We start from the raw sequence: 17,153 nt of genomic DNA on the forward strand, positions 1-17,153 counted from the left end.
GCTCACGCGGCGGCTCGCCCGGTGTCGTTGGCGTCGTTGGCCCGGATCCCCTTGGTCGAGGCGATCACGTTCTTGAGCTTCTTGGAAAGCGCCTCGTAGAACATGCTGAGCGGAAACTCGTCCGGCAGCACGTCGTCGACCAGCTTACGAGGCGGCTGGGTGAGATCCAGGGCGTCGGGACCCTTGGCCCAGCGGGAGCCCGGGTGCGGGGCGAGATACGTCGAGACCAGTTCGTACGCGGCGAACCAGTGGACCAGCTTGGGGCGGTCGATGCCGGCCCGGTACAGGTCCTCGATCTCCGCACAGAGCTGGTTGGTGACCTGTGGGGCCCGCTCCCAGTCGATGCGCAGGGTGTTGTCCGTCCAGCGCACCACATCGTGCTGGTGGAGATAGGCGAAGAGGAGCTGGCCGCCGAGTCCGTCGTAGTTGCGTACCCGTGCGCCGGTGACCGGGAAGCGGAACATCCGGTCGAAGAGGACGGCGTACTGGACGTCACGGCCCTGCGCGACTCCGTCCGCCTCCAGCCGTACGGCCTCCCGGAACGCGGTGAGGTCGCAGCGCAGTTCCTCCAGGCCGTACATCCAGAACGGCTGGCGCTGCTTGATCATGAAGGGGTCGAACGGCAGGTCGCCATGGCTGTGCGTGCGGTCGTGGATCATGTCCCAGAGCACGAACGCCTGCTGGCAGCGGTCCTGGTCGGCGACCATCGCGCTGATGTCGTCGGGCAGTTCGACACCGAGCGTACGGACGGCCGCGTCGATGACCCGGCGGAAGCGGGCGGCCTCGCGGTCGCAGAAGATCCCGCCCCAGCTGAACCGCTCCGGAGCCTCGCGCACGGCGATGGTCTCGGGGAAGAACACCGCGGAGTTGGTGTCGTAGCCGGAGGTGAAGTCCTCGAAGGTGATGCCGCAGAAGAGCGGATTGTCGTAGCGCGTGCGCTCCAGTTCGGCGAGCCACTCGGGCCAGACCATGCGCAGTACGACCGCTTCGAGATTGCGGTCGGGGTTGCCGTTCTGCGTGTACATGGGGAAGACGGCGAGGTGCTGGAGGCCGTCCACCCGGTCCGCGGCGGGCTGGAAGGCCAGCAGGGAGTCCAGGAAGTCGGGGACGTCGAAGGCGCTGTCGGCCCATTTGCGCAGGTCGGCGAGGAGCGCCAGATGGTACGCGGCATCGTGCGGGAGGAGCGGGGAGAGCTGCTCGACCGCGGCGATCACGCGGTCGACCGTCACCTCGACGAGCGAGCGCGCCGGGGCGCCCTCGGCGTCGAAGTCGATCGAGCCGTCCTTGGACTGCCAGGGCCTGATCTCCTCGACGGATTTCTTGAGCTCCCGCCAGGCCGGGTGATCGACCACCTGGGCAGCGCTCGATATGCCGGGTACGGCGGCGTCCTGCGCAAGAATTTCCGTCATGTCACTTCCTCCACGGGAGAACTTGGCGTCAAGACACCGTATAGGCCTTCAGTTCTCCCTTACAAGCGGCACTGGCATAAATTATCCTGCGCACCCCCCATGGTCACCGCTATTTTTCCTGTGATCCAGGGGTAGGACACTCGTAACCAGCGTAGCGCCGCGGGCTTCAGCCGGCCTCCGGACTCCTTGACGCGCGGCCGGGTCCCAGTCGGGGGCCTGGCCATTAGGCTGCGCGCGGGAGCCGCCGTCGACGGAAGCGAGGTCTCATCTTGACTTTCCAGACCATCGGTCATCGTGGAGTGATGGGTGTCGAACCGGAGAACACCCTGCGCTCCTTTCTGCATGCCGAACGCGCGGGCATGGACGCCATCGAACTGGATCTCCATCTGACCAAGGACGGCGCGCTCGCCGTCATGCATGACACGGACGTGGACCGTACGACCGACGGAACGGGTGCGATCGCCGACCGGACTCTCGCCGAGCTGCGGGAGCTGGACGCGGGGCGGGGCGAGCGCGTCCCGGTCTTCGAGGAGGTGCTGGACGCCGTACGGTCGCCGCTCCAGGCGGAGATCAAGGACAGGGCCGCGGCCCGCGCGCTGGCGGAGGTGATGCTCCGGCGGGGGCTCGTGGGGCGCGTCGAGGTGTCGTCGTTCCATGACGAGGCGGTCGCCGAGATCGCCTCACTGGTGCCCGGCGTGCGTACCGTACTGATCGCCGGCCGCTGGGGCGCCGACGTGGTGGACCGGGCCAGGGCGGTGGGCGCCGCCAGGCTGGCCCTGAACATCCGGAGAGTGACCCTGGAGGTCGTGGAGCGCGCGCACGCGGAGGGGCTGGGGATCATCGGCTGGGTGGTGAACACCCCGGATCAGCTGCGCCTGGCGCGGGCGCTCCAGCTGGGGGCGGTGACCACCGACTTCCCGGAGATCCGGCGCACGGGCCGGTTCATCGCCTGACCCGCGCCGGGCTCCGCTGAGGCCGCACCGCTCGCCGGCCCACGGTCTCCGGGCCCGTACCGGCGCCTCAGCCGAGCCGCTTCACCAGCAGTTCGAACTCCAGGTCGTCCCGCTGCGGGATACCGAAGCGCTCGTCGCCGTACGGGAAGGGGTACAGCTTTCCCGTACGGCGGTAGCCGCGCCGCTCGTACCAGGCGATCAGTTCCTCCCGGACCGTGATCACGGTCATCTGCATCTCCCCTACGCCCCAGGTCTCCCCCGCGACGCGTTCCGCCACCGCCATGACCTGCTTGCCGAGGCCGGAGCCCTGCGTACCGGGCGATACGGCGAACATTCCGAAGTAGGCGACGTCCCCGCGGTGTTCGAGCTGGCAGCAGGCGACCAGTTCGCCGTCCCGCTCGACGGCCAGCAGTCGGCTGCCGGGTGACTCGATGACATCGAGCACCCCTCGCGGGTCGGTCCGCTGCCCCGCCAGGATGTCCGCCTCGGTGGTCCAGCCCGTACGGCTGCTGTCGCCCCGGTACGCCGACTCTATGAGGGCGACGATCGCGTCGGTATCGGCCGCCGTGGCGTCCCGGTAGACCAGTTCGCCGGTCAGGGGCGGGACGTTGGGGTGGCTGGCGGCGTCCATGGTGCGCGATCTCCTCTGTCCTGGCTACAGCTTGTCCTGGCACAGCTTGTCCTGGCACGGCTCGTCCTGGCCATGGCCTGGGCCGCCGGAGGTCCCCGCAGCCTAACCCGAGGGGCCGCGGAGACCGGAGCCTGCCCTGCGGATCTTCTCCGATCAGCCCTTCACCGCCCCGACCAGTCCGTTGACGAAGTACCGCTGGAGGCTGAGGAAGAGCAGGATCACCGGGATGACCACGATGAGCGCGCCCGCCATCAGGTTGTTGTAGTGCGGCACGTTCTCCGCGGAGAGGTACTGGAGTCCCAGTGGCAGGGTGTACGTGGACGGATCGTTCAGGGAGACCCGGGTGAGCAGGAACTCGTTCCAGGTCGGGATCGCCGTCAGCAGCGCGACAGTGATCAACGCGGGTCTGGCCAGCGGCAGATAGACACTGGTGAAGATCCGCAGCTCGCTCGCCCCGTCGACGCGCGCGGAGTCGCGCAGCTCACTGGGGACGGCCAGGAAGGCGCCCGTCATCAGCAGCACCGAGAGCGGGGCGCCGCCGTTGACGAAGGGCAGCACCAGTCCGAAGTGCGTCCCGAGAATGCCCAGTTTGTTCTCCAGCAGCACGATCGGCAGCATGACCGTGATGCCGGGCACGAACAGCAGCGAGACGAAGAGCTTCTGCAGGGCTCCCCGGCCGGGGAAGCGCAGTACGGCGAAGGCATAGCCCGCAGCCGCGTAGATCACCAGCGTCAGCACCACCGTATAGGCCGTGACCAGCAGGCTGTTCAGGAAGAAGTCGAAGAAGTGCAGCTTGTTCCAGGTGTCGACGAGTGTGTCGAACGTCGGATTGTCCGGGATCAGATGTCCGCCGCGCACGACCTCGACCTGGTCCTTGAAAGCGGCGGACACCATCCAGAGGAACGGATAGACGCTGACGAGTCCGTAGAGGCCGAGGAGTACGCCGACGACGGTACGGGCGACGAGCCGGCGGGTGCGCGCCCGGCTCTCGTCGGGCCGGCTCGTCTCGTCGGGCCGGCCGGGACGGGCCTTCATGGTGAGCGAGGTCATGTTCTGCTCCGCAGCGCTCGCAGATTGATCAGGGCGAGGACCAGCGCGACGGCGAACAGGATCCAGCCGAGCGCACTGGCGAGCCCCAGGGTGGGCGCGAGATTCTTGAGGAACGCCAGGCGGTACGCCTCCAGGCCCAGCACATTGGTGTGGTCACCGGGCCCGCCGTTCGTCATCACCAGGAAGGTCTGGAAGCCCTGGAGCGATTCACGCAGATTGAGCAGCAGGACGATGGCGGTGATCGGCCGCACCAGCGGCCAGACCACCGAGGCGTTGGTACGCCACCAGCCGGCGCCGTCCAGCTCGGCGGCCTCCAGCACACTGCGGTCGATCCCTTGCAGACCGGTCAGATACATCAGCATCGCGACCGGAACATGGCCCCAGACCGTCACCACGATCATGGTGGGCATGGCGGTGGCCGGATTGCCGAGCCAGCCCTGCGGCTGCTGGAGGGAGCCGAGCCCCAGACCGTCGAGGAGGAAGTTGATCGCGCCGTCCGGCTGGAGGATGTACTGCCAGGCGAAGAAGACCGCGATCCCGCTGGTCACATAGGGCAGGAAGTACACCGAGCGCAGCACCGACCGGAACCGCTTGACCTGGTTGAGCAGCACGGCCAGCGGAAAGGAGACCGCGACGGTGAGGGCGGGTGCGGCGATCATCACCCAGAGGGTGTTGACCGCCGCGTGCCGTACCCGCGGGGCGTAGACCGGGCTGCGCCAGAGCAGATCGGCGTAGTTGTCGAGTCCGACCCAGGTCCAGTTCGGGGCGAAGCCGTTCCAGGTGGCGAAGCTCAACGCGAAGCCGTATCCGACGGTGTACAGACCCATCACACAGAACAGGACCACCGCCGGGCCGACGAAGAGGTATCCGGTGAGCGTCTCGTACGGACGGATGCGCCGGCGGGGAGCCGTCGTCACCGCGCCGCCGCCCAGTAGGAGGCGTTGAGTTCGCGCAGCTTCTTCGCCGTCTGCGCGACGGTCTGCTGCCCCAGCGGGGTGAGGTCGGCGAGGATGGTGCCCGCGTCGTCCTGCTCGTAGCCCGGTGCGCGGAACTCGTTGCCGCGACTGGGGTCGTAGGTGTTCTGCTCGGTGCCCTTGAAGCTGTCGACCATGGCGGAGAGCGCCGGGCCGAGTACGGCGGCGGAGTCGGCGCCGAGTTCGGTGGCCGGGACGTCGGAGGCGTCCTTGGCGAAGCGCGCGGCGACGTCCTTGCCGGACAGGAACTCCAGCCACTTCTTGGCGTTGTCGGGCTGCTCGCTGGTGGCGGCGACGCTGAGGCTGGTCAGCGCGAGCGGGCCGAGCGCGCGGTCGGGGACGGCGCCGTCCTTCGGCGAGGGCAGTCCGAACGCGAACACGTCGTCGGGGTTCATCCCGTTCTGCTTGAGGAAGGCGAGGGTGAAGGTGCCGCCGACGTTGAAGGCCGACTTGCCCTGTGCGAAGGCCTGGTCGGCCTGGTCGATGGTGAGGGACTGGGTGCCCGGCATCCAGTACGGGGTGAGCTGGTCGTACATGCTCAGCACCTTGACGCCGTTGGGCGAGCCGAAGTCTGCTGCCGGGTCCTTGCCGAAGAGGCTCTCGTATCCCTGCTGTCCGAGCTGGCTGAAGGCCAGCGGCTGGAGGACCCAGGTCAGACCGGTGGCCTGGACCTTGAGGCCTAGCGATAGACCGCCGGTCTTCGGGTTCTTGGCGGTGGTCGTCCTCAGCGCGTCCAGGAAGCCCGCCCAGTCGGCCGGGGGCTCGGTGATGCCCGCCTCGGCGAGCATCTTCTTGTTGGCGTAGACGATCCCGAAGGTGCCCACGGTGAGCGGCACGCTGTAGCGGGCGCCCTTCTCGATGCCGTGGTCCTTGGCGGTCTCCGGCAGCGAGTCCTTGAACCGCTGGTCGGTGACGAGCCCGGACTCCCGCACGGGCTCCTGGATACGGCCGGCCCAGTCGCCGGTGAAGTCACCGGCGAGGTCGGAGACGATCCCGGCCGCGCCGAAGACCCGGTCCTCGCCGTCGGAGTGCACTTCCAGCACATCCGGCAGATCGCCGGTCTTCGCCGCGCTCTGCACCTTGGTGGTGTAGGCGTCGTCGGGTGTGTAGGCCTCGACCGTGACCGAGATACCCGTCTGCTTCTTGAACTCGGCGGCGGCGTTGCGCAACGCGCCGACATGGGACTGCTTGAAGGTCCACATCTCCAGCGAGGTGGACTTCCCTCCGGAGTCGGAGGAGCCGCCGCAGGCGGAGAGAGTGGTGAGCGAGAGCGCCGTGGCGATGGCGACCGCCCCGAGCCGGACATTCCTCGACATAGGTATACGCATGGCCCCTACCTAGGGATCAACCGTTCAGAAGGCCGAATGGCGTTGGAGTGACTGAACTTATGGTTGGGGTGATATAGCGTCAAGACGCACGTCGAGATTCGTGCCGACCGGTTCGCCGAGGGGCGCCGGCGCGAGAAGCGGAGGTTCCGTGGAATCGGTGGCAGCAGCAGCGCGGGGTCGTAAGCCCGAAGAGGTCAAGTCCGCGGCTCGGGTGCTTGAAGTGCTCGAACTGCTGGGCGCGGAGGGCGCCCGGCTCTCGCTCGCCGAGCTCGCCGGCACGATGGCCGTGCCCAAGAGCAGTCTGCACGCGATCCTGCGCACGATGGAGGCGCGCCGCTGGGTGGATCTGGATCCGTCGGGCACCCGCTACAGCCTCGGCCTCAAGGCCCTGCTGACGGGTACGGCCTATCTGGAGGGCGACGATGTCGCGAGCCTCGCGGGCCCGGTGCTCGACACGCTGGCCGAGGAGACGGGCGAGTCGGTACACCTGGGCAGGCTCGATGGTACGGACGTCGTCTACCTGGCCAAACGTGAGTCCCGGCATGCCCTGCGGATGTACTCGGCGGTGGGCCGCCGACTGCCCGCGCACACCACGGCGCTGGGCAAGGCGATGCTCTCCCTCTATGACGCGGCCGAGGTCAGGATGCGGCTCAACTGGCCGCTGGAAAGCCTCACTCCGGACACGGTGACCGACCCTGACGAGCTGCTGGGCCAGCTGTCCGAGGCGCGGCTGCGCGGCTGGGCGATGGATGACGGGGAGAACTCGCCGGACATCCGGTGTGTGGCCGTGGCGCTCGGCACCGGCCGCGGCGGCGGCGACGCGATCAGCTGCTCGGCGCCCAAGAGCCGGATGGACGACGCCCGCGCCGAGGAGATCGCCCTCGCGGTCACCGAGGCGGCCCACTCACTGCGGACTCTGCTCAAACGGCTCGGGCAGCACTGAGGCCGTTCTGCCGACTATTTGGTAGAGTCGTTGACAAATAGATCTCCCTCTTCATACGTTCGGGTGACAGTACGCCATTCCGCTATCTGTATCGCGAAGTTCGCTGGCCCTGCCGTGCAACGCCGATGGGAGCGTGCAACGACCATGACGTCCGAGACATCCGATGCCCGGAGGGCCCTGGTGGTCCGTGGCGGCTGGGAGGGACATCAGCCCGTGGCGATCACGGAACTGTTCCTGCCCTTCCTCCGCGACCGCGGCTACGACATCCGGATCTCCGACACCCTGGACGTCTACACGGACGCGGCACTCCTCGCCGCCACCGATCTGGTGGTCCAGTGCTGGACGATGGGCGAGATCACCGCCGAGCAGAGCGCCGGACTCACCGCGGCGGTCCTGGCCGGTACCGGACTGGCAGGCTGGCACGGCGGGATCGTGGACTCCTTCCGGGGCGATGTCGGCTACCAGCTGCTCACCGGCGGCCAGTTCCTGATGCATCCGCCCGGCTTCTCCGACCACACGGTCACGTTGGCCGAGGAGCACGCCGACCATCCCGTGATCGCCGGACTGAGCGACTTCCGTGTCCATACGGAGAAGTACTGGCTGGCCACCGACCCGCTGATCGACGTCCTGGCGACCACGGAGTTCGCGGCCGACGAGGAGCGGGCGCGGCCGGTCACCATGCCGGCCGTCTGGACCAGGACATGGGGCGAGGGGCGGGTCTTCGTCTCCACCATCGGCCACAAACCGGACGACTTCGATGTGCCCGAGGTACGGGTGCTCACCGAGAGGGGACTGCTGTGGGCGAGCCGCTGAGGATCGGCATGGTGGGCGCGGGCAGGATCAGCGGCGCCTATCTGGACACACTGGAACGGCTGGACGACGTCACACTGACGGCCGTCACGGACCTCGACCGGGACCGCGCCGCGGCGGTCGCCGCCCGGATGCCGGGGGTGGCGGTCGTCGGCTCGGCGGACAAGCTGGTGGTACGCCCCGACGTGGACGCCGTACTCAATCTGACGATCCCGGCGGTCCACGCCGAGGTCGCCCTGGCCGCGCTCGCCGCGGGCAAGCATGTGTACGGGGAGAAGCCGCTGGCCGCCACGCGCGCGGAGGCGGACCGGACGCTGGCCGCGGCCGAGGCGGGCGGGCTGCGGATCGGCTGCGCGCCCGACACCGTGCTCGGTACGGGCGTCCAGACGGCGCGCAAGGCGGTCGACGACGGACTCATCGGCACGCCGGTCGCCGCGACCGCCTTCATGACCACGGCCGGCCACGAACGCTGGCACCCGGACCCCGAGTTCTACTACCGGCGGGGCGGCGGCCCGCTGCTCGACATGGGTCCCTACTACCTCTCGGCGCTCGTGCATCTGCTGGGCCCTGTCATCACGGTCACCGGCGCGGGATCCCGGCCCAGGACCGAACGGGAGATCGGCAGCGGGCCGCGGGCCGGTGAACGGTTCGCGGTGGAGGTCGACACCCATGTCACGGGGGTACTGCGGCACGCCAACGGCGCCCTCACCACCCTGGTGATGAGCTTCGACATCCAGGCCGCCCGGCTCCCGCGTATCGAGGTGCACGGCACCGGGGCCTCACTGTCCCTCCCCGACCCCAACGGGTTCGACGGAACGGTCGAACTGCACCGGGGCACCGGCGAGTGGGAGGCGCTGCCGGTCACCGCCGGATATGTGGGAGCGGGGCGCGGCACCGGGCTCGCGGATCTGGCCGAGTCACTCGCCGCGGGCCGCCCGCACCGGGCATCCGCCGAACTGGCGCGCCATGTCCTGGACATCATGCTGACGCTGCTCGACTCGGCGCGCGAAGGCAGGGCGCTCCCGGTGGAGAGCTGCTGCGTCAGGCCCGAGCCGGTACGGCACTGAGGGCCGTCCGGCGTCCCCGCACCGGCCTGTCAATTCACTTACTTTCCGGCAGCTTCGGAATTCGTCAATTAATCAGCCTGACAATTCCGAGGCGTGCCGTCACCACCAGGAAGAAGAACGAAGAGGCAAAGCCGTTGACTTGATAACACACCTGGTTTTACATGGCGGTTACTGGCTGGACAGGAAGGGCCGCCCATGTATGACCGCAGGAAGTCCGGAGAGGCGCGGATCAGTCATTTCCTCGCCGCCCGTCTGCGTCCCGCGCTGTACACCGAGCGGCTTCCGATGGATATCGCTGCCTGGCACATCCCCGGGGAGCCGGTGCCCGTCGATGTGGCGCTCCGGGCCGACTACTCGCCGTTCTTCGTGGGCGATGCCTGGGGCCGTCCCTGGTCCACCAGTTGGTTCCAGGTGCACGCCACCGTCCCGCGGCGCTGGGCGGGCGAGCGAGTGGAGGCGGTCTTCGACCTCGGCTTCGAGCCCGGCCCCGGCTTCGGGGGCGCGGACGCGGAGAGCCGTGCCGTGGGGCTCGTCCATGACGCGCACGGCATCCCCCTCCAGGGGCTGCACGGGCGGCACCGGTCCATGACGGTGTCCGCCCCGGCGGGCGGCGGCGAGCCGGTCCTGCTGTTCGTCGAAGCCGCCGCCAATCCGCCGATCGACCCGGCCACCGGCGCGGGTGCGCGGTACGGGGATCCGGTCACCGCGGGGGACGAGCCCCTGTACCGGCTGCTCCGCGCCGATCTCGCCGTACGCGACGAGACCGTCTGGCAACTGATCCATGACATCGATGTCCTGAACGGCCTGATGCCGGCGCTCCCGGCGGAGCCGCCCCGTCGGTACGCGATCCTGCGGGCCCTCGAAGAGGCCGTGGACGCCGTCGATCCCCGCGATGTCGCCGGCACCGCCGCGCATGCCCGGCGGATCCTCGCCCCCGTACTGGCCCGTCGCGCCCACGAGTCCGCCCACACCGTCGCGGTCGTCGGCCGCGCGCCCCTGGGAGCGGCCCGGCTGGGACCGGCGCGGGAGTCCGTACGCGAGACCGCCCGCGCCTTCAGCACCATGACCGCGCTGGCCGAGGAGTACCCGGAACTGACGCTCGCCGCGCCCGGCGCCCAGCGGTACGCCTGGCTGAAGGACCGCCAACCGCATGTCTTCGAGAGGGTGCGCAAGTCCGTCGCCGACGGCACATGGGTCCCGGTCGGCGGCATGTGGGCCGAGCCCGACGGGAATCTGCCCGGCGGCGAGGCGCTGGCCCGCCAGTTCGTCCACGGCCGCCGCTTCTACCGCGTCGAGCTGGGCACCGACACCGACGGTGCCTGGCTGCCCGGTGGATCCGGACTGAGCGCCGCCTTCCCGCAGTTGGCGGTGCTCGCCGGGGCCCGCTGGTTCCTCGCGGAGAACTCCGGCCACGTACCCCATCACACCTTCTGGTGGGAGGGCATCGACGGCACCCGTATCCTCAGCCACTTCCCGCCGGGCTCCGACCTCACTCCGGGCGACCTGTCGGGCGGGGAACTGGCCTACGTCACCGAGGAGTTCGCCGGTCAGGGCGGCGCGGCCCGCTCCCTGCTGCCCCTCGGCGGCGCCGACGGTCACGGCCCCACCCGCGAGACACTGGAGCGCGCCCGCCGGCTGGCCGATCTGGAAGGCTCGCCGCGCGTCGGAAGCCGGCCTCCCGCGCACTTCTTCCGGGACGCCCTCGACGCGCGTCCGGACGCGCCGGTATGGCGCGGTGAGTTCCGTCCGGAGTCCCATCACGGCACGTACACCAGCCAGGCGCGTACCAAGCGCGGCAACCGCCGCGCCGAATCGCTGCTGCGCGAGGCCGAGTTGTGGTCGGCGAGCGCCGCCGTCCGGGACGGCGTCCCCTATCCGTACGACGAACTCGACACCCTGTGGAAGAAGGTCCTGCTCCAGCAGAGCCACGATCTGCTGTCCGGCACCTCGACCGCCTGGGCGCATCAAGAGGCCGAGCAGCTCTACCGCGAGGTCCACCGCCGTCTGGAGCGGCTGATCCGCCGGGCCGTGGGAGCATTCGACGGCGGCGCCGCCACCGGCGTGTCCGTCTTCAACGCGGGGCCGCTCGCGCGCCGCGAGGTGGTGGTTCTGGACCAGGACCGGCCGGCCGGTGGCGGGCAGCCGCTGGCCGACGGACGCGTCGCCGTACTGGCCGAGGCGCCGGCCCTCGGCCGTGGCGCGGTCGTCGCCGGGACCGCGGGGGTCGCGCCGGTGACCGTACGGCCCGCGGACGGCGGCGGGCGGCTGCTGGACAACGGGCTGCTGCGGATCCACGTCGACGCCGAGGGGCTCGTACGTTCCGTACTGGACCTCACCACCGGACGGGAGACCGTCGCGCCGGGAGCGGCGGGCAATCTGCTGCGCCTGCACCGCGACGACCCGCCGTGCTGGAGTGCCCGGAACCTGGACGCCCGCCACCGCGAGGTGTTCCGCGATCTCGACCGTGCCGACTCGGTCGAAGTGACCGCGCGGGGGCCGTTGTTGGCAGCCGTCCGCGTGGGGCGGAACACCGGCAGGACCACGATCGAGCAGACGCTCTCGCTGACCGCCGGGAGCCGGTCCCTCACGATCGACACCGAGGTCGACTGGCGCGAGCGCGACACTCTCCTCAAAGCGGTCTGGCCGCTCGACGTCCACGCCGAACACAGCAGCGCCGAGATCCAGTTCGGACATGTCACGCGCCCCACGCACGAGAACTCGGCTGCGGAGGGGGCGCGTTGTGAGCTATGGGCGCACCGCTGGATCCAGGTGGGCGAGCACGGCTGGGGCGTGGCACTGGCCGGCGACTCCACCTACGGCTATGACGTCTCGCGCCACACCCGCGAGGACGCCGGCACGACCACCACCGTACGGCTCACCCTGCTGCGCGCGGCGCACAGCCCCGACCCGCACGCCGACCGGGGGCCGCAGCGCTTCAGACACGTGGTACGCCCCGGGGCGGGGATCGGTGACGCGATCGCCGAGGGGTACGCCGTCAATCTGCCGCTGCGCCCAGGACCTTCGGGTGCCGCGGGATCCGCCGCTCCGCCGCTGGTCTCGGTGGACCATCCCGATGTGATCGTGGAGGCGGTGAAGCTTGCCGACGACCGCTCGGGGGACGTGGTCGTACGGCTCTACGAGTCGCGCGGCGGCCGGGCCCGTACGACGCTCTCCGCCGCGTTCCCGGTGACGTCGGTGTGCGAGACGGACCTCCTGGAGGAACCGCTCGCCGCGCGCCCGTACGAGGACGGCGCGGTCGCCCTCGCGCTGCGGCCCTTCCAGATCCTTACGCTGCGGCTGACGCCCGGGGACCGTACGGTGGCGGACCGTACGGTGGCGGACCGCCCTGTCTCGGCCACGTCATGTACCGCAGCACACCTCGGGGCCGGAGGGGACACCGGTGCCTGAGGCCCCCCGGAACGACGGCCCGGTCGGCTCTCTGCCCCCGGAGCACCGGGCCGTCTTGCGCCGCTGGGCCGAGGAGGGCGGCCCGCTCGCGACCCGGGCGAGTGTCGTCCTCCTCGCCGCGGACGGGCTGCGCGACGCCGAGATCTCCCGTCGGCTCGGGGTGTCCCGGCAGACGGTCGGCACCTGGCGCCAGCGCTGGACGAGCGCGGGGATCGACGGCCTCGGCAGGCGCCCGCGCACCGGCCGGCCCGCCACCGTGGACGAGGCGGAGGTCGTCACCCGTACGCTGCTGGCGCCCGGTGGCAGCGGTGCCTCGCGCGCGGTCGCCAGGGAGCTGGGCCTCTCGCACGCCACGGTCGCCGGGATCCGGCGCCGCTGGCGGCTCTCCCCCGACGAGACACCCGTCCCGTCCGTACCGACCAGACCACCGCTGCCCAGCGCCGAGGTCTGGGTGATGGGCCTGTACGTGGACCCGTGGCGCGCCGTCCTCCTGGCGGGCACCCGCCAGGGGGCGCCCCGGCAGTCCGCCGCCGGGACCGTGCTCGGCACGGACGTACTGGCCGGACTCGACCGGGCGGTGGAGGCCGCGCTGACGGCGGCGACGGCGCACGGGGCGGACGGTAACACCCCCTCGGCGCCCGGCGGCCTGACGGAGTATCTGGCCGAGGCCGGCCGCAGCCATCCGGACCTCGGGCTGCACGCCATCACGCTCTGGGAGACGGCGGCGGACGGCGACGACTTACCCCAACAGGCCCCGTACCAATTCGGAGTGACGCGTCATCAGATCCCGGCACGGTCGACTTGGCGCACCTTCCTCCGGGCCATGATCGCGCTCGACAGCACCAGCCATCCGGAGTCCTCGCGCCGGGTCTATCTCGATCTGGCGGCCGAGCTGGAACGGTACGCGGCGGCGCGGCCCGACACCCCGTGCGCCGCGGTGCGCTGGCTGCGTGAGAACGTCGCGGGCCCTCCGGGCACGGACCACCGCGCGGACAGCACGGCGGGAAGCCAGTCCTGGAGCGGGGTCAACCAGATCGATCTGGGTTCGTTCAACGAGTGTGTGGTCATCGAGACGGTACGGCTCTCCGGCACCATCACCCGGGGTGAGATTGCCCACCGCACGGGCCTCACCCAGCAGTCGGTCTCCCGGATCGCCAGGTCACTGCTGGACCGGGGCATCCTCATCGAGGACGCCCAGCGGCGCGCCACCTCGGGCAAACCCCGTACCCCGGTGCGGCTCTGCGGGACGGCCGCCCACGCGCTCGGTATCCATATCGACCCGGAGGTGCTCACCGCGGTCGTCATCGACCTCGACGGCGCGATCGTCCGTACCCGTACGCGGCCCGTGAGCGCCGACATCGATCCGGCGGAGTTCGTCGAACGGGTGGCCGCGCTGGGCCGGGAGACGCTGGCGGAGGCGCGTGGATCGGTACGGGAGGACGGCTTCCTCGGTATTGGCGTCGCCGTCCCGGGGCCGGTCGACACCGCGTCGGGCACGGTGCTCGGACCGCCGCTGATGTCGGCCTGGGGTGATCTGCCGCTGCTGTATCTGCTCCAGGACCACTTCCCGTGCCCCGTCCTGATGGAGAAGGACTCCACCGCGGCGGCGGCCGGTGAGCGGTGGATCGGGCGCGACCGCAGGGCCAGGGACTTCGCGTATCTCTATCTCGGTACCGGCGTCGGTACCGGGCTCTATCTCAATGGCGATCTGTACCGCGGGATCAGCGCCAACGCCGGGGAGTTCGGGCAGTTGTGCGCCATCGCCCTGGGACGGGTGGCCAAGAACGGCAGACCGGAGATCCTTCCGGAGTGCAATCCGCCGGTGTCCGTACCGGAGCTCGCGGCCCGGGGCGGGATGCGTCCCGTACCGGCCGCGCCGGGAGGTACGTCGGGGAGCACCGCCGCGTATCTGGCGGTGGGCGAGGCAGCCGCCGCGGGCGATCCCGCGGCGGCGGCGGCCGTACGCGAGGTCGCGCAGGCGGTGGGGCGGGGGGCGCTGGGCATGGTCGATCTGCTGGACATCGATCTGATCGTGCTCGGCGGCCCCTTCTTCACCGAGGACGTCGCCGACTTCTATCTGGAGGAGATCGCCCGTACCGTCAACGCGTTCCCGACGGCCAGACGGCTGCGGCGGGTCGCGGTCGAACCGTCCGTGCTGAGCGCGGAGGCCGCCGCGGTGGGAGCGGCGTCGACCATCTTCCACGCGACATTCACCCCCCGGCTGCGCGGGCGGGAGAGCCGGGCACGGCATCTGCCGGCCGGCTGATACGGAGCGCGGAGGGGCCGCCGGGGGTGCCCCGGCGGCCCGCACGCTACCGCCCCGCCGAGTGATCGCCCGTCAGATCCTGGGCGCGGTGGGCCTGGTGGCCGTCAGACCGATCTGGCCCTTGAGCATCCGGCCACCGTCGCCGGTCAGCCGCAGGTAGTAGTCGGACGAGCAGGAGGTGCCGTCCTCGTCCAGCGCCCAGATACCCGACCCGGACGGCACCTGCGCACCGGTCTCGGCGGTCTTCGCGATCTGGTTGCCCTCGTTGAACTCGTCGAACATGGAGATGTAGATGCCCTGCGCGCCGACCCGCACCATGTTGTAGAACTGCCGCCACATGAAGTCACCGTGGGCGCGGTGGCGTTCCTGAAGATCGCCCGGCATCACGCACGGCTGGTAGTCGATGCCGCGGGCGTTGCATTCCGCCTGGTCGGGGGTGTTGACGTCGCGGAAGAACCGGTCGGTGTCGGCGACGTTGCCGATCCGTCCGACCATCCAGGGCGAGATCATGTTGAACGCGCGGTACACGTCCTGGAAGCCGGGCCGGGAGTCATCGGTGCTGTTGCGCCAGTGGGTGGGCACACCGCCGATGACATAGCAGCCCTGGGCCTTGAACCAGTCCACGACCTCCTTGCACGGCGCGGGCGCGAAGGGGCGGCCCGGGTCGTTGAAGCCGAAGCCCCAGATGCACACCACCGGCTTGCCGTTCTGCTTCGCGTAGGCGCCGGACGCCGTGTGCGCCCTCATCTTCGACGTCCAGTCCTCCTTGATCTGGGACTGCATGGACGTCCAGCCGGTGACGTCGTACATGATGTAGAACTTGCGGCCGTTGGCCTCGGCCGCCTGGCGCACCTTCTGCGCCATCGCGTCCCGGGTCGGGCCCTCCGGGCTGAAGGGGTTGAAGCGCTGGAGCGCGGCCGTGTCGCAGTTGTTCTCCCGCATCCAGCGGAAGTGCGTGTCGACCGTCTGCTGGTCCCAGGAGGAGAACAGCGTGGCGGACTGGCCGCTGTTCAGGTTCGGGTAGGCGGTGGGGTAACCGCGGGAGTATTCCCGCATGTCCGGCCACGACTTGATGGTGGTATTGCTGAGCGACGGCGGCTGGCTCATGTTCTGACTCCAGTGCCACCACCCATTGATGGGGGCGCCGTCACCGGTGCAGGCGAACCAGCCCTGGTAACCCACCGTGATTTTGCCGACCACGTCACCGGGAGGACTGGCGGTGGGGCCCTGCTGTGCGCGGCGGCGCGGTTCGGACGCCGCGGCACCCTGCTGGGCTGCGCCGACGCCGGCGATGGCGGCCGAAGCCGCCAGTGCGGACGCGAGGGCCGACCGTCGTGACATATGCATGGGGGAATTCCTCCCACTCGATATCTGCCAGAATGCGTAAAGTCCTCGGGGGTGGGGGGATTTACAGGCGGCGGCAGTCCGCCCGGCCCCCAAGGGCGCGCCTTCGCAAAGTAGTCGGGCGCCACCGCCGCCACAAGGCCATGCGCACCAGGAATTCGATCGGAAAAAGCGAGGGCGTGTCAGTCGATTTTCTTTACGCTTTCCGTTTCCAGCGAAATGTGAATTACCGGACGACGGTGCCCCACCGGGCCCGTGACCCCCGGTGCGCTCCCCCTGTGTCCCTCTGCGCTCGTATGCGCATCGGCGGCGCCGGGCATTCCCTCGACGAGTCCGTAGACGGGGGAGGTGCGATGCACGGACCTGCGATGTCCGGCTGGCTGCTCGTCGCGCTCTGCGCGGCGGCCGGGAGTTACTGTCTGCTGCGCTTGCGCGCCGGCGTGGGTGACCAGCGCGGTTCGATGGGCGGCGAGGCGCTGATGGGGTTCGGGATGGCGGCCATGGCGGTGCCCGCCGCCGTGCTGACGCCGCCCCGGTGGATCTGGGCGGCGTACGTGGTGGTGTTCGCCGGCGCGGCGCTCCATACGCTCCTCAGGGCCGGCGGGACGGGGCACCGGCTGCACCATCTGCTGGGGATGCTCGCGATGGTCTATATGGCCGGGGTCATGGCTCTCGCCCCGGCGGGGGCACACAGCGCGCACACGACGGGGGCGGCGGGCACGGGGAGCGGAGCGCCGCTGATCACCGGTGTACTGCTGGTCTACTACGCCGGCTATGTGCTGTGGTCGGGCGCCCGGCTGCTGCCGGTCCCGGCCACCGCGGGCCACGAGAGCGGCGGCGGCACGGCCCAGGCGGGCTGGGGCGAGCGCCCGGAACTGGCGCTGGTCTGCCGTCTCTCCATGGGCATCGCGATGGTGGCGATGCTGCTCACGCTCTGACCGCGGCCGGTCCCGGAGGATCAGCGGCGACC

The 17,153-nt window shown here is 70.2% G+C and carries 13 protein-coding genes; 7 read left to right on the top strand and 6 right to left on the bottom strand.

Annotation, left to right across the window (positions count from 1 at the left end):
- Positions 1-2: 2 nt before the first annotated feature.
- On the bottom strand, positions 3-1,409 hold the full coding sequence (locus AB0M67_RS32995; protein ID WP_365751239.1) for a DUF6421 family protein: 1,407 nt from the start codon (positions 1,407-1,409) through the stop codon (positions 3-5).
- A gap of 302 nt (positions 1,410-1,711) precedes the next feature.
- Here AB0M67_RS32995 and AB0M67_RS33000 point away from each other — a divergent pair, with 302 nt between their 5' ends.
- Positions 1,712-2,362 (top strand): glycerophosphodiester phosphodiesterase family protein, encoded by a 651-nt coding sequence (locus AB0M67_RS33000; protein WP_365751240.1) that lies wholly within the window; start codon positions 1,712-1,714, stop codon positions 2,360-2,362.
- Positions 2,363-2,429: 67 nt separating this feature from the next.
- Here AB0M67_RS33000 and AB0M67_RS33005 read toward each other — a convergent pair whose 3' ends face one another.
- The 4 genes from AB0M67_RS33005 to AB0M67_RS33020 form a co-directional block, all read right to left on the bottom strand.
- On the bottom strand, positions 2,430-2,993 hold the full coding sequence (locus tag AB0M67_RS33005; RefSeq protein ID WP_365751241.1) for a GNAT family N-acetyltransferase: 564 nt from the start codon (positions 2,991-2,993) through the stop codon (positions 2,430-2,432).
- 153 nt (positions 2,994-3,146) lie between these two features.
- Complete coding sequence (locus tag AB0M67_RS33010; protein ID WP_365751242.1) at positions 3,147-4,043, bottom strand: carbohydrate ABC transporter permease; 897 nt, start codon at positions 4,041-4,043, stop codon at positions 3,147-3,149.
- A complete protein-coding gene (locus AB0M67_RS33015; protein ID WP_365751244.1) occupies positions 4,040-4,960 on the bottom strand; it encodes a sugar ABC transporter permease in 921 nt (306 codons plus the stop codon). The genes AB0M67_RS33010 and AB0M67_RS33015 overlap by 4 nt, the downstream gene beginning before the upstream one ends.
- Positions 4,957-6,333, bottom strand: coding sequence for an extracellular solute-binding protein (locus AB0M67_RS33020; RefSeq protein WP_365751245.1), 1,377 nt, complete (start codon positions 6,331-6,333; stop codon positions 4,957-4,959). Before AB0M67_RS33020 ends, AB0M67_RS33015 begins: the two co-directional genes overlap by 4 nt.
- Positions 6,334-6,502: 169 nt before the next feature.
- Here AB0M67_RS33020 and AB0M67_RS33025 point away from each other — a divergent pair, with 169 nt between their 5' ends.
- The 5 genes from AB0M67_RS33025 (at position 6,503) to AB0M67_RS33045 (ending at position 14,839) form a co-directional block, all read left to right on the top strand.
- Positions 6,503-7,288, top strand: a complete 786-nt coding sequence (locus AB0M67_RS33025; protein WP_365751246.1) for an IclR family transcriptional regulator — start codon at positions 6,503-6,505, stop codon at positions 7,286-7,288.
- 144 nt (positions 7,289-7,432) lie between these two features.
- A complete protein-coding gene (locus AB0M67_RS33030) occupies positions 7,433-8,101 on the top strand; it encodes a ThuA domain-containing protein (RefSeq protein WP_365751247.1) in 669 nt (222 codons plus the stop codon).
- Positions 8,086-9,165, top strand: coding sequence for a Gfo/Idh/MocA family oxidoreductase (locus tag AB0M67_RS33035; RefSeq protein WP_365751248.1), 1,080 nt, complete (start codon positions 8,086-8,088; stop codon positions 9,163-9,165). The genes AB0M67_RS33030 and AB0M67_RS33035 overlap by 16 nt, the downstream gene beginning before the upstream one ends.
- Positions 9,166-9,360: 195 nt before the next feature.
- A complete protein-coding gene (locus AB0M67_RS33040; protein ID WP_365751249.1) occupies positions 9,361-12,573 on the top strand; it encodes a glycoside hydrolase family 38 C-terminal domain-containing protein in 3,213 nt (1,070 codons plus the stop codon).
- Entirely contained in the window at positions 12,566-14,839 is a 2,274-nt protein-coding gene (locus tag AB0M67_RS33045; protein WP_365751250.1) for an ROK family protein, read from the top strand. The genes AB0M67_RS33040 and AB0M67_RS33045 overlap by 8 nt, the downstream gene beginning before the upstream one ends.
- 72 nt (positions 14,840-14,911) lie before the next feature.
- On the opposite strand, the gene AB0M67_RS33050 is transcribed toward AB0M67_RS33045, so the two are convergent.
- Complete coding sequence (locus AB0M67_RS33050; RefSeq protein ID WP_365751251.1) at positions 14,912-16,186, bottom strand: glycoside hydrolase family 71/99-like protein; 1,275 nt, start codon at positions 16,184-16,186, stop codon at positions 14,912-14,914.
- A gap of 350 nt (positions 16,187-16,536) precedes the next feature.
- Here AB0M67_RS33050 and AB0M67_RS33055 point away from each other — a divergent pair, with 350 nt between their 5' ends.
- Positions 16,537-17,121, top strand: a complete 585-nt coding sequence (locus AB0M67_RS33055; RefSeq protein ID WP_365751252.1) for a DUF5134 domain-containing protein — start codon at positions 16,537-16,539, stop codon at positions 17,119-17,121.
- Positions 17,122-17,153: the final 32 nt, after the last annotated feature.

Source organism: Streptomyces sp. NPDC051662 (genome assembly GCF_040681655.1).
Taxonomy (GTDB): domain Bacteria; phylum Actinomycetota; class Actinomycetes; order Streptomycetales; family Streptomycetaceae; genus Streptomyces.

Coding starts and splice junctions, on each gene's coding strand:
- AB0M67_RS32995 (WP_365751239.1), bottom strand. CDS start 1,409: ATGACGGAAATTCTTGCGCAGGACGCCGCCGTACCCGGCATATCGAGC.
- AB0M67_RS33000 (WP_365751240.1), top strand. CDS start 1,712: ATGGGTGTCGAACCGGAGAACACCCTGCGCTCCTTTCTGCATGCCGAA.
- AB0M67_RS33005 (WP_365751241.1), bottom strand. CDS start 2,993: ATGGACGCCGCCAGCCACCCCAACGTCCCGCCCCTGACCGGCGAACTG.
- AB0M67_RS33010 (WP_365751242.1), bottom strand. CDS start 4,043: ATGACCTCGCTCACCATGAAGGCCCGTCCCGGCCGGCCCGACGAGACG.
- AB0M67_RS33020 (WP_365751245.1), bottom strand. CDS start 6,333: ATGTCGAGGAATGTCCGGCTCGGGGCGGTCGCCATCGCCACGGCGCTC.
- AB0M67_RS33030 (WP_365751247.1), top strand. CDS start 7,433: ATGACGTCCGAGACATCCGATGCCCGGAGGGCCCTGGTGGTCCGTGGC.
- AB0M67_RS33040 (WP_365751249.1), top strand. CDS start 9,361: ATGTATGACCGCAGGAAGTCCGGAGAGGCGCGGATCAGTCATTTCCTC.
- AB0M67_RS33050 (WP_365751251.1), bottom strand. CDS start 16,186: ATGCATATGTCACGACGGTCGGCCCTCGCGTCCGCACTGGCGGCTTCG.
- AB0M67_RS33055 (WP_365751252.1), top strand. CDS start 16,537: ATGCACGGACCTGCGATGTCCGGCTGGCTGCTCGTCGCGCTCTGCGCG.